Source organism: Bacillus sp. FJAT-27251 (assembly GCF_001273925.1).
Lineage (GTDB): Bacteria > Bacillota > Bacilli > Bacillales > Cytobacillaceae > Mesobacillus_B.
Window position 1 is genome coordinate 166,375 of record NZ_LIGG01000001.1, and the last position, 14,716, is coordinate 181,090.

At 47.5% G+C, this 14,716-nt stretch carries 17 protein-coding genes; 5 read left to right on the forward strand and 12 right to left on the reverse strand.

Annotation, left to right across the window (positions count from 1 at the left end; translation table 11 throughout):
- Nucleotides 1–33: 33 nt before the first annotated feature.
- Together ADU22_RS00845 and yutH are read right to left on the reverse strand one after the other, a co-directional pair.
- Nucleotides 34–1,014, reverse strand: coding sequence for a 2-hydroxyacid dehydrogenase (locus ADU22_RS00845; protein WP_053360457.1), 981 nt, complete (start codon nucleotides 1,012–1,014; stop codon nucleotides 34–36).
- Nucleotides 1,015–1,076: 62 nt separating this feature from the next.
- Nucleotides 1,077–2,081 carry a spore coat putative kinase YutH gene (gene yutH / locus ADU22_RS00850; RefSeq protein WP_053360458.1) on the reverse strand — a complete coding sequence of 335 codons (1,005 nt, stop codon included), beginning with the start codon at nucleotides 2,079–2,081 and terminating at the stop codon, nucleotides 1,077–1,079.
- A gap of 175 nt (nucleotides 2,082–2,256) precedes the next feature.
- Here yutH and ADU22_RS00855 point away from each other — a divergent pair, with 175 nt between their 5' ends.
- Nucleotides 2,257–2,760 carry a phosphatidylglycerophosphatase A family protein gene (locus ADU22_RS00855; RefSeq protein ID WP_053360459.1) on the forward strand — a complete coding sequence of 168 codons (504 nt, stop codon included), beginning with the start codon at nucleotides 2,257–2,259 and terminating at the stop codon, nucleotides 2,758–2,760.
- 46 nt (nucleotides 2,761–2,806) lie between these two features.
- Here ADU22_RS00855 and nucF read toward each other — a convergent pair whose 3' ends face one another.
- Both nucF and ADU22_RS00865 read right to left on the reverse strand, forming a co-directional pair.
- Nucleotides 2,807–3,571 (reverse strand): 5' nucleotidase NucF, encoded by a 765-nt coding sequence (gene nucF, locus ADU22_RS00860; protein ID WP_053360460.1) that lies wholly within the window; start codon nucleotides 3,569–3,571, stop codon nucleotides 2,807–2,809.
- A 100-nt stretch (nucleotides 3,572–3,671) separates the two neighbouring features.
- A complete protein-coding gene (locus ADU22_RS00865; protein ID WP_053360461.1) occupies nucleotides 3,672–4,109 on the reverse strand; it encodes a DUF86 domain-containing protein in 438 nt (145 codons plus the stop codon).
- A gap of 166 nt (nucleotides 4,110–4,275) precedes the next feature.
- On the opposite strand from ADU22_RS00865, the gene ADU22_RS00870 reads away from it, so the two are divergent.
- A complete protein-coding gene (locus ADU22_RS00870) occupies nucleotides 4,276–4,542 on the forward strand; it encodes a DUF3055 domain-containing protein (protein ID WP_046522380.1) in 267 nt (88 codons plus the stop codon).
- A gap of 97 nt (nucleotides 4,543–4,639) precedes the next feature.
- On the forward strand, nucleotides 4,640–4,924 hold the full coding sequence (locus tag ADU22_RS00875) for a hypothetical protein (protein WP_053360462.1): 285 nt from the start codon (nucleotides 4,640–4,642) through the stop codon (nucleotides 4,922–4,924).
- Nucleotides 4,925–4,980: 56 nt separating this feature from the next.
- On the opposite strand, the gene ADU22_RS00880 is transcribed toward ADU22_RS00875, so the two are convergent.
- Nucleotides 4,981–5,256, reverse strand: coding sequence for a YutD family protein (locus ADU22_RS00880; protein ID WP_046522382.1), 276 nt, complete (start codon nucleotides 5,254–5,256; stop codon nucleotides 4,981–4,983).
- A gap of 155 nt (nucleotides 5,257–5,411) precedes the next feature.
- Here ADU22_RS00880 and ADU22_RS00885 point away from each other — a divergent pair, with 155 nt between their 5' ends.
- Nucleotides 5,412–6,155, forward strand: coding sequence for a YhcN/YlaJ family sporulation lipoprotein (locus ADU22_RS00885; protein ID WP_053360463.1), 744 nt, complete (start codon nucleotides 5,412–5,414; stop codon nucleotides 6,153–6,155).
- A 286-nt stretch (nucleotides 6,156–6,441) separates the two neighbouring features.
- On the opposite strand, the gene lipA is transcribed toward ADU22_RS00885, so the two are convergent.
- A complete protein-coding gene (gene lipA / locus ADU22_RS00890; RefSeq protein WP_053360464.1) occupies nucleotides 6,442–7,359 on the reverse strand; it encodes a lipoyl synthase in 918 nt (305 codons plus the stop codon).
- Nucleotides 7,360–7,654: 295 nt separating this feature from the next.
- Between lipA and ADU22_RS00895 the strand changes: the two genes are divergently transcribed.
- Nucleotides 7,655–8,587, forward strand: a complete 933-nt coding sequence (locus ADU22_RS00895; protein WP_053364414.1) for a M23 family metallopeptidase — start codon at nucleotides 7,655–7,657, stop codon at nucleotides 8,585–8,587.
- A 69-nt stretch (nucleotides 8,588–8,656) separates the two neighbouring features.
- On the opposite strand, the gene ADU22_RS24490 is transcribed toward ADU22_RS00895, so the two are convergent.
- The 6 genes from ADU22_RS24490 to ADU22_RS00920 form a co-directional block, all read right to left on the reverse strand.
- Nucleotides 8,657–8,761 (reverse strand): methionine/alanine import family NSS transporter small subunit, encoded by a 105-nt coding sequence (locus ADU22_RS24490; RefSeq protein ID WP_156324283.1) that lies wholly within the window; start codon nucleotides 8,759–8,761, stop codon nucleotides 8,657–8,659.
- On the reverse strand, nucleotides 8,761–10,272 hold the full coding sequence (locus ADU22_RS00900) for a sodium-dependent transporter (RefSeq protein ID WP_053360465.1): 1,512 nt from the start codon (nucleotides 10,270–10,272) through the stop codon (nucleotides 8,761–8,763). Before ADU22_RS00900 ends, ADU22_RS24490 begins: the two co-directional genes overlap by 1 nt.
- Nucleotides 10,273–10,541: 269 nt before the next feature.
- A complete protein-coding gene (gene yunB / locus ADU22_RS00905; protein WP_353611403.1) occupies nucleotides 10,542–11,321 on the reverse strand; it encodes a sporulation protein YunB in 780 nt (259 codons plus the stop codon).
- 114 nt (nucleotides 11,322–11,435) lie between these two features.
- A complete protein-coding gene (locus ADU22_RS00910; protein ID WP_053360467.1) occupies nucleotides 11,436–11,738 on the reverse strand; it encodes a YunC family protein in 303 nt (100 codons plus the stop codon).
- Between the two features lie 67 nt (nucleotides 11,739–11,805).
- Nucleotides 11,806–13,167 (reverse strand): bifunctional metallophosphatase/5'-nucleotidase, encoded by a 1,362-nt coding sequence (locus ADU22_RS00915; RefSeq protein WP_082252751.1) that lies wholly within the window; start codon nucleotides 13,165–13,167, stop codon nucleotides 11,806–11,808.
- Between the two features lie 51 nt (nucleotides 13,168–13,218).
- On the reverse strand, nucleotides 13,219–14,064 hold the full coding sequence (locus ADU22_RS00920) for a DUF72 domain-containing protein (protein WP_053360469.1): 846 nt from the start codon (nucleotides 14,062–14,064) through the stop codon (nucleotides 13,219–13,221).
- Between the last annotated feature and the right edge of the window lie 652 nt (nucleotides 14,065–14,716).

Below are 14,716 nucleotides of genomic sequence, written 5' to 3' on the forward strand. Positions count from 1 at the left end.
GCCATAAGGAGGCTGGTTCTTTTCCGCTCCGAGCTATGACTCGAGCAGGATGGTGTTCACAAGTGTTTTTGGTTTTTGTCCAGTCAGGACCCGTTCGATATTGTCCACACAAATCCCAATCATTTTCATTCTCGTTTCCATAGTGGCACTGCCGATATGGGGCAGGGCCGTGACATTTTCCAGAGCCAGCAGCGGGTGGTCCGCAGATATCGGCTCCTCCGCAAACACATCCAATCCAGCCCCCGCAATCTCCTTGTTTTTCAGTGCCTCGGCCAAGGCTGCTTCATCGGCGACCGCCCCTCTGGAAGCATTGATGAAAATGGCGGAGGTTTTCATCTTTTTAAATACATCAGCGTTGAACAAGTGCTTTGTTTCCGGTGTCAGCGGCGTCATGGCGACCAGGAAGTCGGATCGCTCCACCAGTTCATCGAAAGAGCAGTATTGTGCTCCCAGCGCTTGTTCCGCCTCTGGCCTCCTGGACCTGTTATGGTAAAGAATCTCCATGCCAAACCCTTTGGCCCGGCGTGCCACTGCCTCGCCAATGCCGCCCATGCCGGCAATTCCGATGGTTTTATGATGGACATCATGGCCCGCAAGCAAGAACGGGCTCCAGCTTTGCCATTTCCCGTCTTTAATAAATTCAGCGGCTTCCACTACCCTTCGTGCCGCGGCCAGCAGGAGGGCAAAGGTCAGGTCGGCAGTTGTTTCGGTCAGTACATCAGGCGTATTGCAAACATAAACGCCTTTTTCCGTTGCCGCATCCACATTTATGTTGTCGTAGCCGACCGCCATATTGGCGACCACCTTCAATCTTTTTCCCGCCTCGAAAACCTCCTGTGTGACAGGGTCGGATACGACTGTTAGCAGCGCATCCGCTTTCGCTGCCTGTGACAGCAGGACATCTTGCGGAACAGCCTGATCCTCGCGTTCCCACATATGCACATCGAATCGTCCTGCCAGCTTTTGATAGGCTTCTTCCGGCAATTTCCTGGTCAGATAGATATAAGGCTTCATTGTATTCTCCTCTGCATAACAGTTGTCAAAATTATTTTAACATACTGAAACCTGACAAGGAATCACTTGTTTATCCAAGATATCGAAGGAAGCTTCAAAGCACGGGCGGGCGCTTCGGCCAGCTGGTAAAAGCCTCCCAAAAAACGTTCGTGTTCCCCGCTCATCTTCAAATGCTTCAGCAGCTGATCCTCCAGTGCCAGCTTTTGCTGCTCCGAACCTGTAATATAATAGCCTTCCACACATTCAAAGTAATGGAGAGGAAATAACAGCCTGGAATAAAGAAGCCTCCAGGCGAATGGCGACAGCCTGCCCCCCTGCTGATAGCTGGCAATGAATTTCCTGACTGCCGGCTGATAGGTTTGCGTATTGTAAAAATACCGTTCCCTGATCCATTCCGCCAAATCCCTTGATGGGTGGTCGAACACCCAGTCGAATGGATTCTTAATCACGTATTTTCCCCATGTCCTGGCCGTATAACGCTCATGGCAGACCGTGCCATTGTCAGTTTCTGTCGGCTGTCCATCGAGTTCGGTGTCGGCAAGATATTGGATTGCATTTTCAGCAAGCCCCATATAATACGGAAAGGAGTCCAAAAACATTTTTTCAAATTCATTTTCCGGCTCCTGCATCAGCTTCCCATTCCATACATTTTCCATCTGGTCCAGCCGCTTTTCCCAGAGCTGCTTCCATTGCCCAATCCTGTTCACTGTCTTCACCTGAAAAGGCATATACCTCCCTCTCCAATGAAGACGTGCCAGCTTGCTGCCCATTTTTTCAACAGAATTGGTTTTCAGCCCCGGATATTGAAGCAGGCAGTATTGGCTTCCTTCCCATTCACAGACCTGTGCTCCATCCTTCGTGCGCACAAATTGCGGGATTTCCTTGTCGCCAAAGCTGCGAAGCAGCCCCGCTATTTTTTCAAGCTCGCTTATTTCTTGCTCTTTCCTTCCTGTTGCGGTGATAATCAAGTAAAGCGTTTTATCCTGTTTATAGGCTCGATATTTCTCGATATCCAGTTCATGGCCTTCCTTAATGCCGTATTTTTCCTTGATCATTTTTTCAAACATGTGGCAGCCCCTCTTCGAATCTTTTTTAGTACTATATGAGGGGTGGGCGAAAAACTTGTTAAAATGCCCATTTTAGGAAAACCTGTTAAGAGATCTGTGCGAACCAAACGGGTTAAACCGAATAAATTAGGTTAAATAGATATCATAGAATTTTTGGAAAGAAGGGTGACAACATATGTTAGAAAAAAAGAAACCAATTCATCTTACCGAAGAAAATGCCAGGGAATGGCTTCATAAACGAGGGGTGGAAATAGAGGATATTGCCAAGCTTGTCTATTATCTTCAGGAGAAATACCACCCTTCCCTTGCGATGGACGACTGCATGGAAAATGTGGAAAGGGTTCTGTCCAAGCGTGAAGTGCAAAATGCCATTCTGACAGGAATACAGCTGGATATCCTGGCGGAGGAAGGAAAGCTTGGTGAGCCTCTCCAGTCCATCATTGCGACTGATGAAAGTTTGTATGGAATTGATGAAATCCTTGCTTTTTCAATCGTTAATATATATGGGTCCATTGGATTCACCAACTACGGTTATATAGATAAACAAAAGCCCGGCATTCTTGAAAAACTTAATGATAAATCCAGCGGCAAATGCCATACATTCCTGGATGACATCGTCGGAGCCATCGCCGCTGCCGCGTCAAGCCGCCTGGCCCACCGCGCTGCCAATATCGATTAAAGCGCAAGTGCCAAAAAAAACGAGGGACTGGACTGCCCCTCGTTTTTTACACTTCCCACTGGTCAAGTGTGTCGATTGTATAGGTTGGTTTCTTTTCGTATCGTTTAAGAAGTTCTTTTGTGGTCACTCCCGTGTGTACCAGGAGGGTGTCCAGGCCGGCCCTCATCCCTGCAAGGATATCCGTATCATAATTATCGCCGACCATCAGGGTCTCGGCTTTGCCTGTCCCAAGAACTTCAAGCGCCTGCTCCATGATGATGGACTCCGGCTTTCCAATAAACTGGGGCTTCGTTTGGGTAGAAACAGCTATTAGCGAGGTGAACGCTCCGTTTCCAGGCATGAAACCGCGCTCCGTCGGGATCGCGATATCCGCATTGGTTGAAATAAACCTGGCTCCATTCCGGATTGCAAGGCAGGCTACCGCCAGCTTTTCATAAGTGATTTCACGGTCGATGCCTGTTACGACAAAATCGGCATCATCCCCCGCTTCCCTGAAGCCTTTTTCGGCAATGGACGTTCTCAGGCCTTCTTCCCCGATCATGTAGACTGATGCATCTTTTTTCTGCTCGTATATGTAATTGGCCGTTGCCTGGCTCGTCGTGAACACTTGATGCTCCTCGGCGGGGATATCGAAGTCCCTAAGCTTCGCGGCAACCTGTGCCGGTGTACGGGATGAATTATTCGTCACAAACAGGTAGGGAATATTTTCTTTTATCAAACGGCGAATAAAATCGGCGGCCTCTTCGATTCGTTCACTGCCTTTATACATTGTGCCGTCAAGATCAATCAAATAGCCTTTATACTTTTTCATCATCGTCCTCCTCGCTGTCACTTAAGCCATCCTGCGTTAAAACCTCCAAAGGAAACTCCTTGCACTAGCAAAGGCCGCAAGAGGCGGCCTGATCATTTTTTTATCTTTTAAAAGCAGATACCGGCCCAAGTTCATTGGTCAGATAGCTGCGGACCTTGCCGGAAAATAGCTTCAGGCTTGGCATCTCTTTCTTGAAGCTGTCCCGCAGCAGGACATGGTCCACATTTATGTATTGCTGGACGGTCATCTTCCTGAATGGAATCAGGCTTTTATATGCCTGATGCATCTCGGCTGTAATCACGGTTTCATCCAAAAGGATGTCGATGATATCTTCATAGCTTCCCGGATCGCGCATGATAAAGCCGTCGATCATCATGTTCCCCACATCGAGGATGGCTTCAACGATTGTATGGGCCAATCGCTCCAGCGCCGCTTTCTCTATCGGAGTTTCCCATTGTTCCTGATCTGTAAATAGGCTGATCTGCCTATCTAAAAAGTGCAGCGTTTCTTCAATTGTATCCCTATCCACAAAATACATGCACATTCCCTCCATCATGAAACTGTCAAAACTTACACAAGCATTTCCTCTCTATTTTACCATAATAGCGGCTCCTTTTTTCCGAATCAGCCTAAACCTGTAGGCATCCTGCTTTTCTTTTTGATAAGATGGAACAAGATGCAGCAGCATAGGGAGGAATTTAACGATGACAGACCGCTTTTTCTTATATGATGACGTAGTACCAACTAAAACCCGCTTTGTCAGCTTTATGGGTGAAAATCAGCGCTTTGACCTCGCCATTATCCAGTCGGACCGCTATTACGGCAAACAGCTTGTTCTCGATATCCAGGGTAACCGGTTTGCCATTATCGGCCACGATGACCTGGATGAAGAGGGCTATCTTGAATACGCCTTCAATTTGTCAGAAGAAGATGCCGAGGACCTGAGATCATTCCTGCGCTCAGCGGTATAGACCCTCAAGGGCAGCCTGACAGCCGCTTTTTCTGCTCATTCTGTTATTTTGCCTAAAATCACAAATACTAAGAAAGAAAAAAGGAAAGGGTGATTGAATGGCAAATAAAGATTCTGAAGTATTTTCCGAGCTGTCGAATGTGGAGAAAAGCAAAAACTTCTTAACGGCTGAAGAATTTCCGGAAGGACCCTACGGTTCACCGCGTGCGGAAAGTGAGCCGGTCCAGAACAAAAGCACTGAATGGCAGGAAGGCCAGCGATATTACAGCGCCTTTAACTATGAGAATAAAACATTGCACCAGGATATGCCGAGACAGATGGAGGGGGCCCATCCCACCCATGACGACCCCGGGAAAGATGTGCAGTCGCCTTATACTCCGTGACACCTTTTCATAATAAAAGAAAGGAGGCCGTTCCCCCTGGAACCAGCCTCCTTTTTTTATTTCTTCACCTTTTTGGCGATGAAATAAGCACAGCCAAAATTACAGTATTCGTACAAGTACTCACTTACCGTGCTGATTTTGGTATCAAAAGTCGCCTTTTGGTTCTGGTCCTCGAAGAACCCTTTCAGCCTTAGCTGGCCATAGCCCCAGTCCCCGACTATGTAGTCATACTTGTTGAGAATATCACTGTAGCGAGAACGGAACGCTTCCTCATTGAATCCATCCCTATGTTCATCGACTACTTCATAACAGAAATTATTGATGCAAATCATACTGTCACCTCTTAAAAAATGCCGTTTCCATTGCTTGCCTGTAACAAGCCAGCCTGTAAAAAAATATCCTATTATAAATTATAACTGATTCTCCATGAATTACTAAGGAAAAAAAGAAATCTCCTGGGCAATTCTATGTACAGGAGGTGCTGAATATGAAAAAAACAGCAGCGATCATAGGAATTTGCGGTTTTCTGGCAGCCGGCTGCGCCGGCAATATGGCAGGTGACGGCAATGATACCCGGGGAATAAAGCAAAGAAACGGAAACCAGCTTCACGTGAACAATAGCGAGCCTGAGCTGTACAATCGTGATGTTCCCCATGACGACAAGCGGTTCGGCTATGTCCGCCACCAGCGCACAGGCGTGATGGGAGCCGACCAAGATCAGCCAGAATATGAAATTGACCGGGAACAATTTGCTGACATGATATCACGCCTAAGTACACACATTCCCAATGTGGATGATGTCTCGACACTTGTAACGGATGAAGAAGTGCTGATTGTCTACCGGACGGAAGCAAATAATCGTGAAGAAACGGCAGACCAGGTCAAAAAGACAGCTATGTCTGTAGTGCCCCGCTGGTTTGAAATTTATGTGTCGGATAATCCTAATCTCAGGCAGAATGTCGAGAATTTTGCAACCCTTAATGCCAATAGCGATGATATTGATTCCCTCCTGGAAGGCGTCATCGAGCAGATGAGCCAGTCGCCGCAGGGCCAAACCGGTATAGACCGCCGGGATGATGGCAGGTCCGGCAAATCCGGCAGCAAGCAGCAAAACGCAGCCGGCAATGCCGGAAACACTATGGACAACGGAACGGGATATGGCAATAAACAAAACAACCGCGGACAAGGCTCGGGCAATGGTACTGAAGGCACCGTACTGGATGGGGAATAGCAAGGAAAAGCGCAAGCGCCTTCGGAACAATCTAAAGGCGGATTGTTCCTGCGGTGCTTATACTGAGAAGTTTTCCTTATATGCTCAGCCCCGACCAGCATAAGACACTCCAGAATAGAAGGCGGTTTTTGCCTTCAATTCTGGAGTGGCTTATGACCTCGAGGGGCTAGGCGCTGGAGCTGGACAATTATCTAAGCACTAAAAGTTTCTTATCTAGCCAAAAAAGTCCAGCAGTGCTGCTGGACTTTTTATGCTTGGGGCTGCCCCAAACGCATTGCTTTATCGCTTATGCCTGCTGGACTTCCTGTTCGCCAAGCTTTTGTTTTTGTTTAGCCGCCGCGTTCACCTGCTCATCCGCATGATAGGATGATCGGACAAGCGGTCCGGCCTCACAATGGCTAAAGCCTTTTTGGAGGGCGATTTCCCGAAATTCATTGAACTCATCTGGGTGGTAATATTTCACCACTTTCAGGTGTTTCTTTGAAGGCTGCAGATACTGGCCGATTGTCAGGATATCCACATGGTTTGCCCGCAAATCATCCATCGCTTCAATGATTTCTTCCTTTGTTTCACCCAGCCCAATCATAATGCTTGATTTTGTCGGAACTTCCGGCTGCATCTCCTTTGCACGGCGGAGGAATTCCAGCGAACGCTCATAGGTTGCCCTTGCGCGGATCCGTGGTGTAAGGCGTTTGACCGTTTCAATATTGTGGTTCAGGATATCCGGCTTTGCATCCATCAATAGCTGCAGATTCTCGTAGACGCCTCCCATATCGGAAGGCAGGACTTCAATGGAAGTGAAAGGATTTTTACGGCGGATAGCTCTTACTGTCTCTGCAAAGACAGCTGCTCCGCCATCTTTTAAATCATCCCTTGCCACCGCAGTGACAACTACGTGCTTCAAATTCATGGTCACTACGGAATCGGCAACCCTTTCAGGCTCTTTTAAATCCAGTTCCGTTGGCAGTCCCGTTTTTACAGCACAAAAACGGCATGCACGGGTACAGACATCCCCCAGAATCATGAAAGTAGCCGTCCGTCTTACTGCCCAGCACTCGTGGATGTTCGGGCACCGTGCTTCCTCACAAACCGTGTGGAGGCTTTGCTCCCGCATCATTTTCTTTAATCCGGTATAGTTATCGTTCGTATTTAATTTAATTTTAAGCCAATCAGGTTTTCTTAGGACTTCCTCTTTACTGCTCATTTTGTCACTCCATTCGCGGTATTGCTCCTTTTGTCACTTTATCATAACAAAATGGCAAGGACAAGCCGAAGAACTTTTCCAAGAACTTTTTCAAGTTACCATATTTTTCTCATTATGATATCTCCCCTTTCTCATAAACTAAAGCCAGAGCACAAGGACTGGTATTTTATTTCCATCTCAGCAGAGAAGCTCTATTTAAAGTCCTGTTTTAGAATTAGCGGAAGGGAGGATTCCTGTGAGGTACTTTATTGCATTGGTTATCTGTTTTTCCTTAATCTTACCCAGCTTCACATCGATGGCCTTTGCCGGAGAGCAGGAGAATGTGTACGGGAAAAGAATGGACCTTTATAAGAGAGTCGAAGCGGTAACCAACCTGCCATGGTACTATATGGCGGCCATTGACCAGTATGAACGCAGCATCCGACTGGCGAGAAAGGACCTCCCAAAAGCGGAAGGTCTGTCGGGAATTTACTTTCGACCCGAGGAATGGGCCGGATTCCTAAACCCTGATATAGAAGATACAAATCCGGTTTCAATCCAATTCTTCAATGGCATAGGCTTTGACGGAAACGGGGACGGCAAGGCGGATGTCCGGGATGATGAGGATGTACTTCATGCGTTTGCTCAATACCTTTTAACCTATGGTACAGACCACGACAATATTAAGATAGGCCTGTGGAACTATTACAAACGTGATAAGACCGTTGGCATCATCATTGGAAAAGCTAAAATCTACAAACATTTTGGCCGCCTTGACCTTGATCAGCATGCCTTCCCTGTTCCTTTGAGAAGCAATCACAGCTATAAGAACACCTGGGGCGATGCCCGCGGCTGGGGAGGCCGAAGAATCCATGAAGGGACAGACATTTTCGCCGGATATGGAGTTCCCGTCCGGGCAACAGGTTACGGCATTGTCGAAATGAAAGGCTGGAACCGTTTCGGCGGCTGGCGTGTCGGCATCCGGGACATCAACAATACGTATCATTATTTTGCCCATCTGAGCGGCTTCGCCAAGGACCTGCAGGTTGGCCAGGTCGTGGAGCCGGGACAGGTGATTGGCGGGGTAGGAAGCTCAGGCTACGGGCCGCCGGGTACAGCAGGAAAATTTCCACCGCATTTGCACTATGGCATGTACAAAGACAACGGATATACAGAATGGTCATTTGACCCTTTCCCGCATTTAAGGTTATGGTCCAGGGAGGAAAGGGCTCGTCTTAAAAAAGGATAATCTTCCAGGTATACCCTCATGACCAGAATAAAAGGACAGCCTCGAATCGAACCGAGACTGTCCCGTTTTTTATTTAGCCCTGGATTTTTTAACGGCGTTGGCTACACTTGCTGCAAGGCCGCCCCAAATAATCACCATTCCGGCAAACATCATGACCAATGCACTGGCATCCATTATTTAGAAACCCCCTTGTCTTTTGGAATTTCATATGAGGCCGAATCCCACTTTTTCAACTTTGCAAACAGGATGCCGAAAATAATGGCACCGATTGCCACTAGCCATCCGAAGTAGAAGTTGAAGCTGGCCGGATAGCCTCCATAACTGGTTTTCAAATCTGTCATGACATTCATCACCATCATGACTCCTAGAACTGCCGGAGTGATATACTTCAGGCAAATGTTCCACCAGCTGCCAAGGCGGATATCGGAAAGTCCATCGGCATGTTCGCGTAAGCTGTTCAGCTCTTTGGCAATCCAGGCCACAATGATGATTTCAATAAGGCCGGCAAACGCTACGCCGTAATTGTTGATGAACGCATCAACTGTATCCAGGAAATTTAGGCCGCCCTGGGTGGCAAAAAGGATGGAAATCAATGCCGACAGCCCGCCGCCAAGTGCGACTGCCTTCGTACGGGAAATGTTGAATTTATCCTGTACACCAGCGATATATGTCTCCACGATTGAAATAAGCGACGACAGACCGGCCAGCACGAGGCAGGTAAAGAATAAGGCACCAAACGCGCCGCTGAAAGCCGGAAGCTCATTGATAATCTGCGGGAATACCGCAAATGCGAGGATAACACCTTTGCTTACCACTTCATCCACTGGCACACCCTGCTGGGCAGCCATAAAGCCCAAGGCGGCGAAAACGCCAATACCGGCAAGAAGCTCGAATGAAGAGTTGGCAAATCCAGTAATGAAGGCATTGTTGGTGATATCCGATTTTTTCGGAAGATAACTTGAGTAGGTTACCATAATCGCGAAGGCAATGGATAAACTGAAGAATATTTGGCCATATGCAGCGACCCACACCTTGCCGTTGGCAATCTGGCTCCAGTCAGGCTTGAAGAATGCATTTACACCCTCCACTGCCCCATCGAGTGTTAAAGCACGAACAACAATAACTAAAAACAATATAACAAGTGCTGGAATAAAGATTTTGTTCGCAACTTCTATCCCCTTTTTGACTCCTTTGAACAAGATACCCAATGAGATGACCCAAACAATAATCAGTGGAAAGAACACGGATGGAACGAGACTGCCAACCTGCCCGGCATCCACAACCTGCAGATAGTCTCCTACGAGGAATGTAAGCGGGTCATTCCCCCATTTTTGGCCGAAAGAGAAAAAGGCATAGGCCATTGCCCAGGCGATGATGACCGCATAATAGGTCGAGATGACAAAGGATATGGCAACTTGCCACCAGCCGAGCCACTCGCTTCCCTTCCTCATCCGCGCAAAGCTTAAAGGAGCAGATCCACGGTACTTGTGGCCGATTGTGAATTCCATTATGAGCAGCGGAATTCCGGCCGTTAATAGCGCGAAAAGGTAAGGAAGGAAAAATGCTCCACCGCCATTTTCATATGCTACGCCCGGAAAACGCCAGATGTTTCCCAGTCCGACCGCCGATCCTACAGCAGCAAGGATAAAGCCGGCCCTTGTGCCCCATTGTGGACGATTTTCCATAAATGAGATACCCCCCTGATATCTTTCCTTCCCTTCTTTACTTAAGTGAAGAGTTGGAACTTTTTCTATTTTCAGATTTCTTTTTTCCTGAGATTAGTATAGCTTGGTTTTTTTCTTTTGTCAAAATAATATTTACAGATTATTATTAAAATTTTTTATTCTCTTATTTTTACTGATATAGCAGGAGTTCAGTTACGTTTTTTGCAAGAAAAGCTGCCCATGGAAAGAGACAGCTTTTATTATTGTTTTTTATACAAAAATGTAATTATTTATGCGCCGGGCAATTCATCATTATTCTTTTTTGAAGGCAATTCAACTGCTGGCGGCACACCTCCGCCGCCATTGTTAAAAAACTGCGGAACCTCCCCTGGATGCAGGAAACCGCCGATTGGGATATCTTCCTGGATGGTGGCAATTTCCGTTGCGAACGGGATGATAATCTGGACATTCACAATGATCCTGATGGATGCATCAATCCAAGTATTGTTGATTCCAAGCGGTTTTTGATTCCAGACCACATCTGAAATAACGTCGCCAATAGCAGTAAATTTGACAGGAATCCTGGGGCCATGGTTACCAAGGAGCGCATTTTTGGTCGCCTGGCCAAGCGGGACATAATAGACCATCCCATCTTCAGACTTAGCCTGTTCCGTCTCGAATTCAACATCTGCCAATGATTCAAGTGCTGATAGATTCCCTTTTTGCGCTTCATTGATATTCATCTGGACAAGGCTTACTGTCTCCGCCTTTATTTTATTTAAAACTTCAGCATTATACTGAATGACCGTCCTGGATCCCCCGTCAATCGGCACATATTCTATCAGGTCAGTGGTTTGCATCCCACTGACAACCTGCTCGTTTATAGCCTTGTTTATGACAAGAGTTGCGATTTTCCTGGTCTGCGATTCAGCATAGCTCATCAAAGTCGGTTCAATTCCTTTATCAATCAGCCAAAGCCCGCCTACAGTTGAAAGGGAAAAAAAGAGCAAGGTTATCAACAGCACATGCCTGAATGGCAAGGGCCCTTTCCGCCGCAGCCGCAGGCCCATCTTCGCCAAAATAAATCCCCTCCTTTACAAGCATATGTATGCAGAAAAAGGGGGACATAGGCTAAAAATGTGCTAAATTAACGGAAAAAGCAGCCCGCTATTGGACTGCTTTTCTCAAATCATTTTTCCGAGTGCGGCCTTGCCTGTCATTCCTGCCGTGATTCCAAGGTTTTCAGCTTCGAAGGTTACCGACTCAAGCGGGGCTTCAAGCAATTCTTCAATGGTTTTGACGCCGACCGCCCTTCCGGCAATCACTTTCCGGTGTTTCAGTTTTTCATTTAAAAGCGCGACATCGAGTGCGCCGCACATAATATATCCTTTATCGCTTGTTACCACAAGCAGGTTGGTTTTCGGCAGTCTGACAGTAATGCCTAAAAAGGTATGGCCCTCGAGCTCGATTGGTGTTACTTCAATCACGGGCAGCTCAACTCCTTTCCTTGTACTACACTCTATGTAGCAGCAAGTGAAAAGGTGAAACTTTGTCTTAATTGTAGAGCTGCAGGATTTTCCATTTCAGCAGGTCGCGCAGGAATTCGGGGAGAAAGTAGGTTTTATGCTCAGAGCGGTATACCTCCGGAAAAAACCTGCCGAACGTAAACATATCCGGAATGGCAAGCGTGTAGAGTTTCTTTGGCTCCAACGGTTTGTGGCCAATTAATATCGATTGTCCGGAAAACTCGACACGATCATATACAAACCTGCCCATGACGGTACCCCGGAATCCCAATCCCTTGATTTGGAGATGGGGCCACTTTTCATCTCTCGTCTGGAGGAGCACCTCTTTTAATTGGGATCCTGTTAACTGAATGGTGCAAGGATTTATTGGGTGAGGGCAGACAGACAGAAGGTCATATTCCGTAAGAGGTCCCTGCTCAAGGCTGTGGAGAAGCAAGCCGGCATTCAGGAAAGCACAATCGGCATCGCACCACTCCCTTAAAGTCCTGCAGAGCAGGTCCGCCAGCGGCGACTCATCAAAGCTGCTGGCTGCCAGCTTTTCCGGCAGCTTTAAAATCGGGCTGGACAACAGATCCTTTCCGCGCTGATAATAGCTTTCGATCCGCTCCCTCTCCCTTTCCGCCGCATCCCATTCGTTCATATCATACAGCTGCGCCTTCTTGGACAGGATTTCCTTCGTTCCCTGCTCAATTTCAATCATGACATGTCCGGTAAATTGGCCGTACTTCCCGGCAGCCCCAAGGAGAGCATTTCCGACAGTCTTTCCTTCATGCAAAATATGGTGCGTATGTCCGCCGAGAATGAGGTCAATCTCAGGGTATTTTTCACCAATGATTTCATCTTCATTGATTCCAAGGTGGGAAAGGAGAATGATTAGGTCGGTTTCCTTCCGCAGGCTGGCCACGCAGGAAGACAGTTCTTCCATCGGATCTGACACCTTCCATCCCAGCATATCGTAAAAGGTGCTGAAATTGGCTGTGAGGCCGATGACGCCAATCCTTGTTCCAGACTTTGTTATGTACGTTTCGTAAGGCTGGGCCCATTCCGGCCTGGTTCCGTCCTTCCGGTAGAGATTGGCTATCAAAACCTTGAACTGCTTTTCCTTGTACATCGAGTCCAGGTCCCCATACGGCATGGTTATTCCTTCGTTGTTGCCAATGGTCACCGCATCATAACCAGCCTTGTTCAGGAGTTCGGTATTGCCTTTCCCCCGCGTCGCATCTGATAAAGGATGCCAGCGGTCCATATGGTCGCCGATATCAAAAAGGAGAACCTCATCTCCTTCCTGCTCATGCCATCTTCTCCTTTCGGTGACAAGATCGTGGATTCTCGGCCAATGTTCAAAATGGCTGTGAAGGTCATTCGTATGGTATATATGTAAAACTTCCAATAGTCTCAATCCCTTTACTAGAAAAGTGAAGCCCTGCCCGTTTCCGGCTATTTAAAATAAGTCCAGCTGTCTTGGGGCAAGGCCACTATAGTCGATATTGAGGATTTCAAGCATATGCCGGGCATTGTCTGCCGCATCCCCGCCAGAATTATTGTTAAAGACGGCATAAACTTGTTCCGCCTCATTTTTTAGCTTTTTTAAATAACCGGCCCATTCCTTCAGCTCGGTATCATTATATCGGTATAAATAACGGACTTCCCGCCAATTGTCCCCAGCAGTCTTGTTCCAGCCGTGAACATTCCGGCCATGGAACCTCACCAGAACTTTTTCGGGAGAGGTGGATTTAAGGACAATCGGAACAGACCCCTGCCCTGCCTGGGGTTCATCACAGATGCTGTGAATCCAGTTCTCCTGCTTCATGAATTGAAGTGTTTTCCGTTCCATTTCCCCGGCAAACCAGGACTGGTGGCGAAACTCAAGGGCACATGGGGTGTCTCCCATTTGCTCACGGCACCAGCGCAGCAGTTCCACATTCTCCCGTTTGCACTCGAACCAGGGCGGAAACTGGAATAGGACCATGGCAAGCTTGGAAGCTTCCTGATAGGGCTTAAGCGACTCACGGAAGGCCCCAAACATCTCCGATTTGGATTCGAAGGGTATTTTGCCCCGCTGGTGGCCAGTCATCCCCTGATAGGCTTTTACAATGAATTGAAATGACTCAGGTGTATCGTGCACCCATTTTTCCGCGTTTTTGACTGGCTGGACCGCATAGAAGGATGCGTCCACCTCCACGATTGGAAAATGGCTTGAATACTCTTTTAATTTATCCCTTGGTGCGACTCTTCCGCCATATAAGCTGTCATGGTCGCCCCAGCCTGTTAAACCTATGTGAATCATGCACGCACCTCCAAAGTATATAATATCATATTCACAACTTTTCCCGATTTTCAAATCTTTTTACCCGAATGAGGAGTGACAGAAACAATATGTGGTCCTTACTGGGGATGGGTGTTTTTGTATTTATCCCTAAGGGCTCTGTCAGTGCCTGTTTTTCCGGCTTCTCCGGGTTTTTAGGCACTGAGAGGAGCTGTCAGTACCTTTTTTTTCGGCTTCTCCTGGTTTTTGGGCACTGAGAGAAGCTGTCAGTGCCTTTTTTTCCAGCCTCCCCGGGTTTTTGGGCACTGAGGGCAGCTATCAGTGCCTTCTTTTCTGGCTTCTCTTGGTTTTTGGGCACTGAGAGAGGCTGTCAGTGCCTTTTTTTCCAGCCTCCCCGGGTTTTTGGGCACTGAGAGAAGCTGTCAGTACTTTTTTCCAGCCTCCCCGGGTTTTTGGGCACTGAGAGAGGCTGTCAGTGCCTTTTTTCCGGCTTCTCCTGGTTTTTGGGCACTGAGTGGAGCTATCAGTGCCTTCTTTTCCAGCCTCCCCGAGTTTTTGGGCACTGAGGGAAGCTGTCATGGATGTAGACTAGAAAACGGACACGTAGAATTAGTCACTTTGTTATAATGACTCTAACATTCTAAAAGAGGACGTGTCTAAAAATGGGGAAGCA

What these genes read in the sequence shown, in the direction of transcription:
- ADU22_RS00845 (WP_053360457.1), bottom strand. Translation starts at nt 1,014, where the DNA reads ATGAAGCCTTATATCTATCTGACCAGGAAATTGCCGGAAGAAGCCTAT.
- yutH (WP_053360458.1), bottom strand. Translation starts at nt 2,081, where the DNA reads ATGTTTGAAAAAATGATCAAGGAAAAATACGGCATTAAGGAAGGCCAT.
- ADU22_RS00855 (WP_053360459.1), top strand. Translation starts at nt 2,257, where the DNA reads ATGTTAGAAAAAAAGAAACCAATTCATCTTACCGAAGAAAATGCCAGG.
- nucF (WP_053360460.1), bottom strand. Translation starts at nt 3,571, where the DNA reads ATGAAAAAGTATAAAGGCTATTTGATTGATCTTGACGGCACAATGTAT.
- ADU22_RS00865 (WP_053360461.1), bottom strand. Translation starts at nt 4,109, where the DNA reads ATGTATTTTGTGGATAGGGATACAATTGAAGAAACGCTGCACTTTTTA.
- ADU22_RS00870 (WP_046522380.1), top strand. Translation starts at nt 4,276, where the DNA reads ATGACAGACCGCTTTTTCTTATATGATGACGTAGTACCAACTAAAACC.
- ADU22_RS00875 (WP_053360462.1), top strand. Translation starts at nt 4,640, where the DNA reads ATGGCAAATAAAGATTCTGAAGTATTTTCCGAGCTGTCGAATGTGGAG.
- ADU22_RS00880 (WP_046522382.1), bottom strand. Translation starts at nt 5,256, where the DNA reads ATGATTTGCATCAATAATTTCTGTTATGAAGTAGTCGATGAACATAGG.
- ADU22_RS00885 (WP_053360463.1), top strand. Translation starts at nt 5,412, where the DNA reads ATGAAAAAAACAGCAGCGATCATAGGAATTTGCGGTTTTCTGGCAGCC.
- lipA (WP_053360464.1), bottom strand. Translation starts at nt 7,359, where the DNA reads ATGAGCAGTAAAGAGGAAGTCCTAAGAAAACCTGATTGGCTTAAAATT.
- ADU22_RS00895 (WP_053364414.1), top strand. Translation starts at nt 7,655, where the DNA reads ATGGCCTTTGCCGGAGAGCAGGAGAATGTGTACGGGAAAAGAATGGAC.
- ADU22_RS24490 (WP_156324283.1), bottom strand. Translation starts at nt 8,761, where the DNA reads ATGGATGCCAGTGCATTGGTCATGATGTTTGCCGGAATGGTGATTATT.
- ADU22_RS00900 (WP_053360465.1), bottom strand. Translation starts at nt 10,272, where the DNA reads ATGGAAAATCGTCCACAATGGGGCACAAGGGCCGGCTTTATCCTTGCT.
- yunB (WP_353611403.1), bottom strand. Translation starts at nt 11,321, where the DNA reads ATGGGCCTGCGGCTGCGGCGGAAAGGGCCCTTGCCATTCAGGCATGTG.
- ADU22_RS00920 (WP_053360469.1), bottom strand. Translation starts at nt 14,064, where the DNA reads ATGATTCACATAGGTTTAACAGGCTGGGGCGACCATGACAGCTTATAT.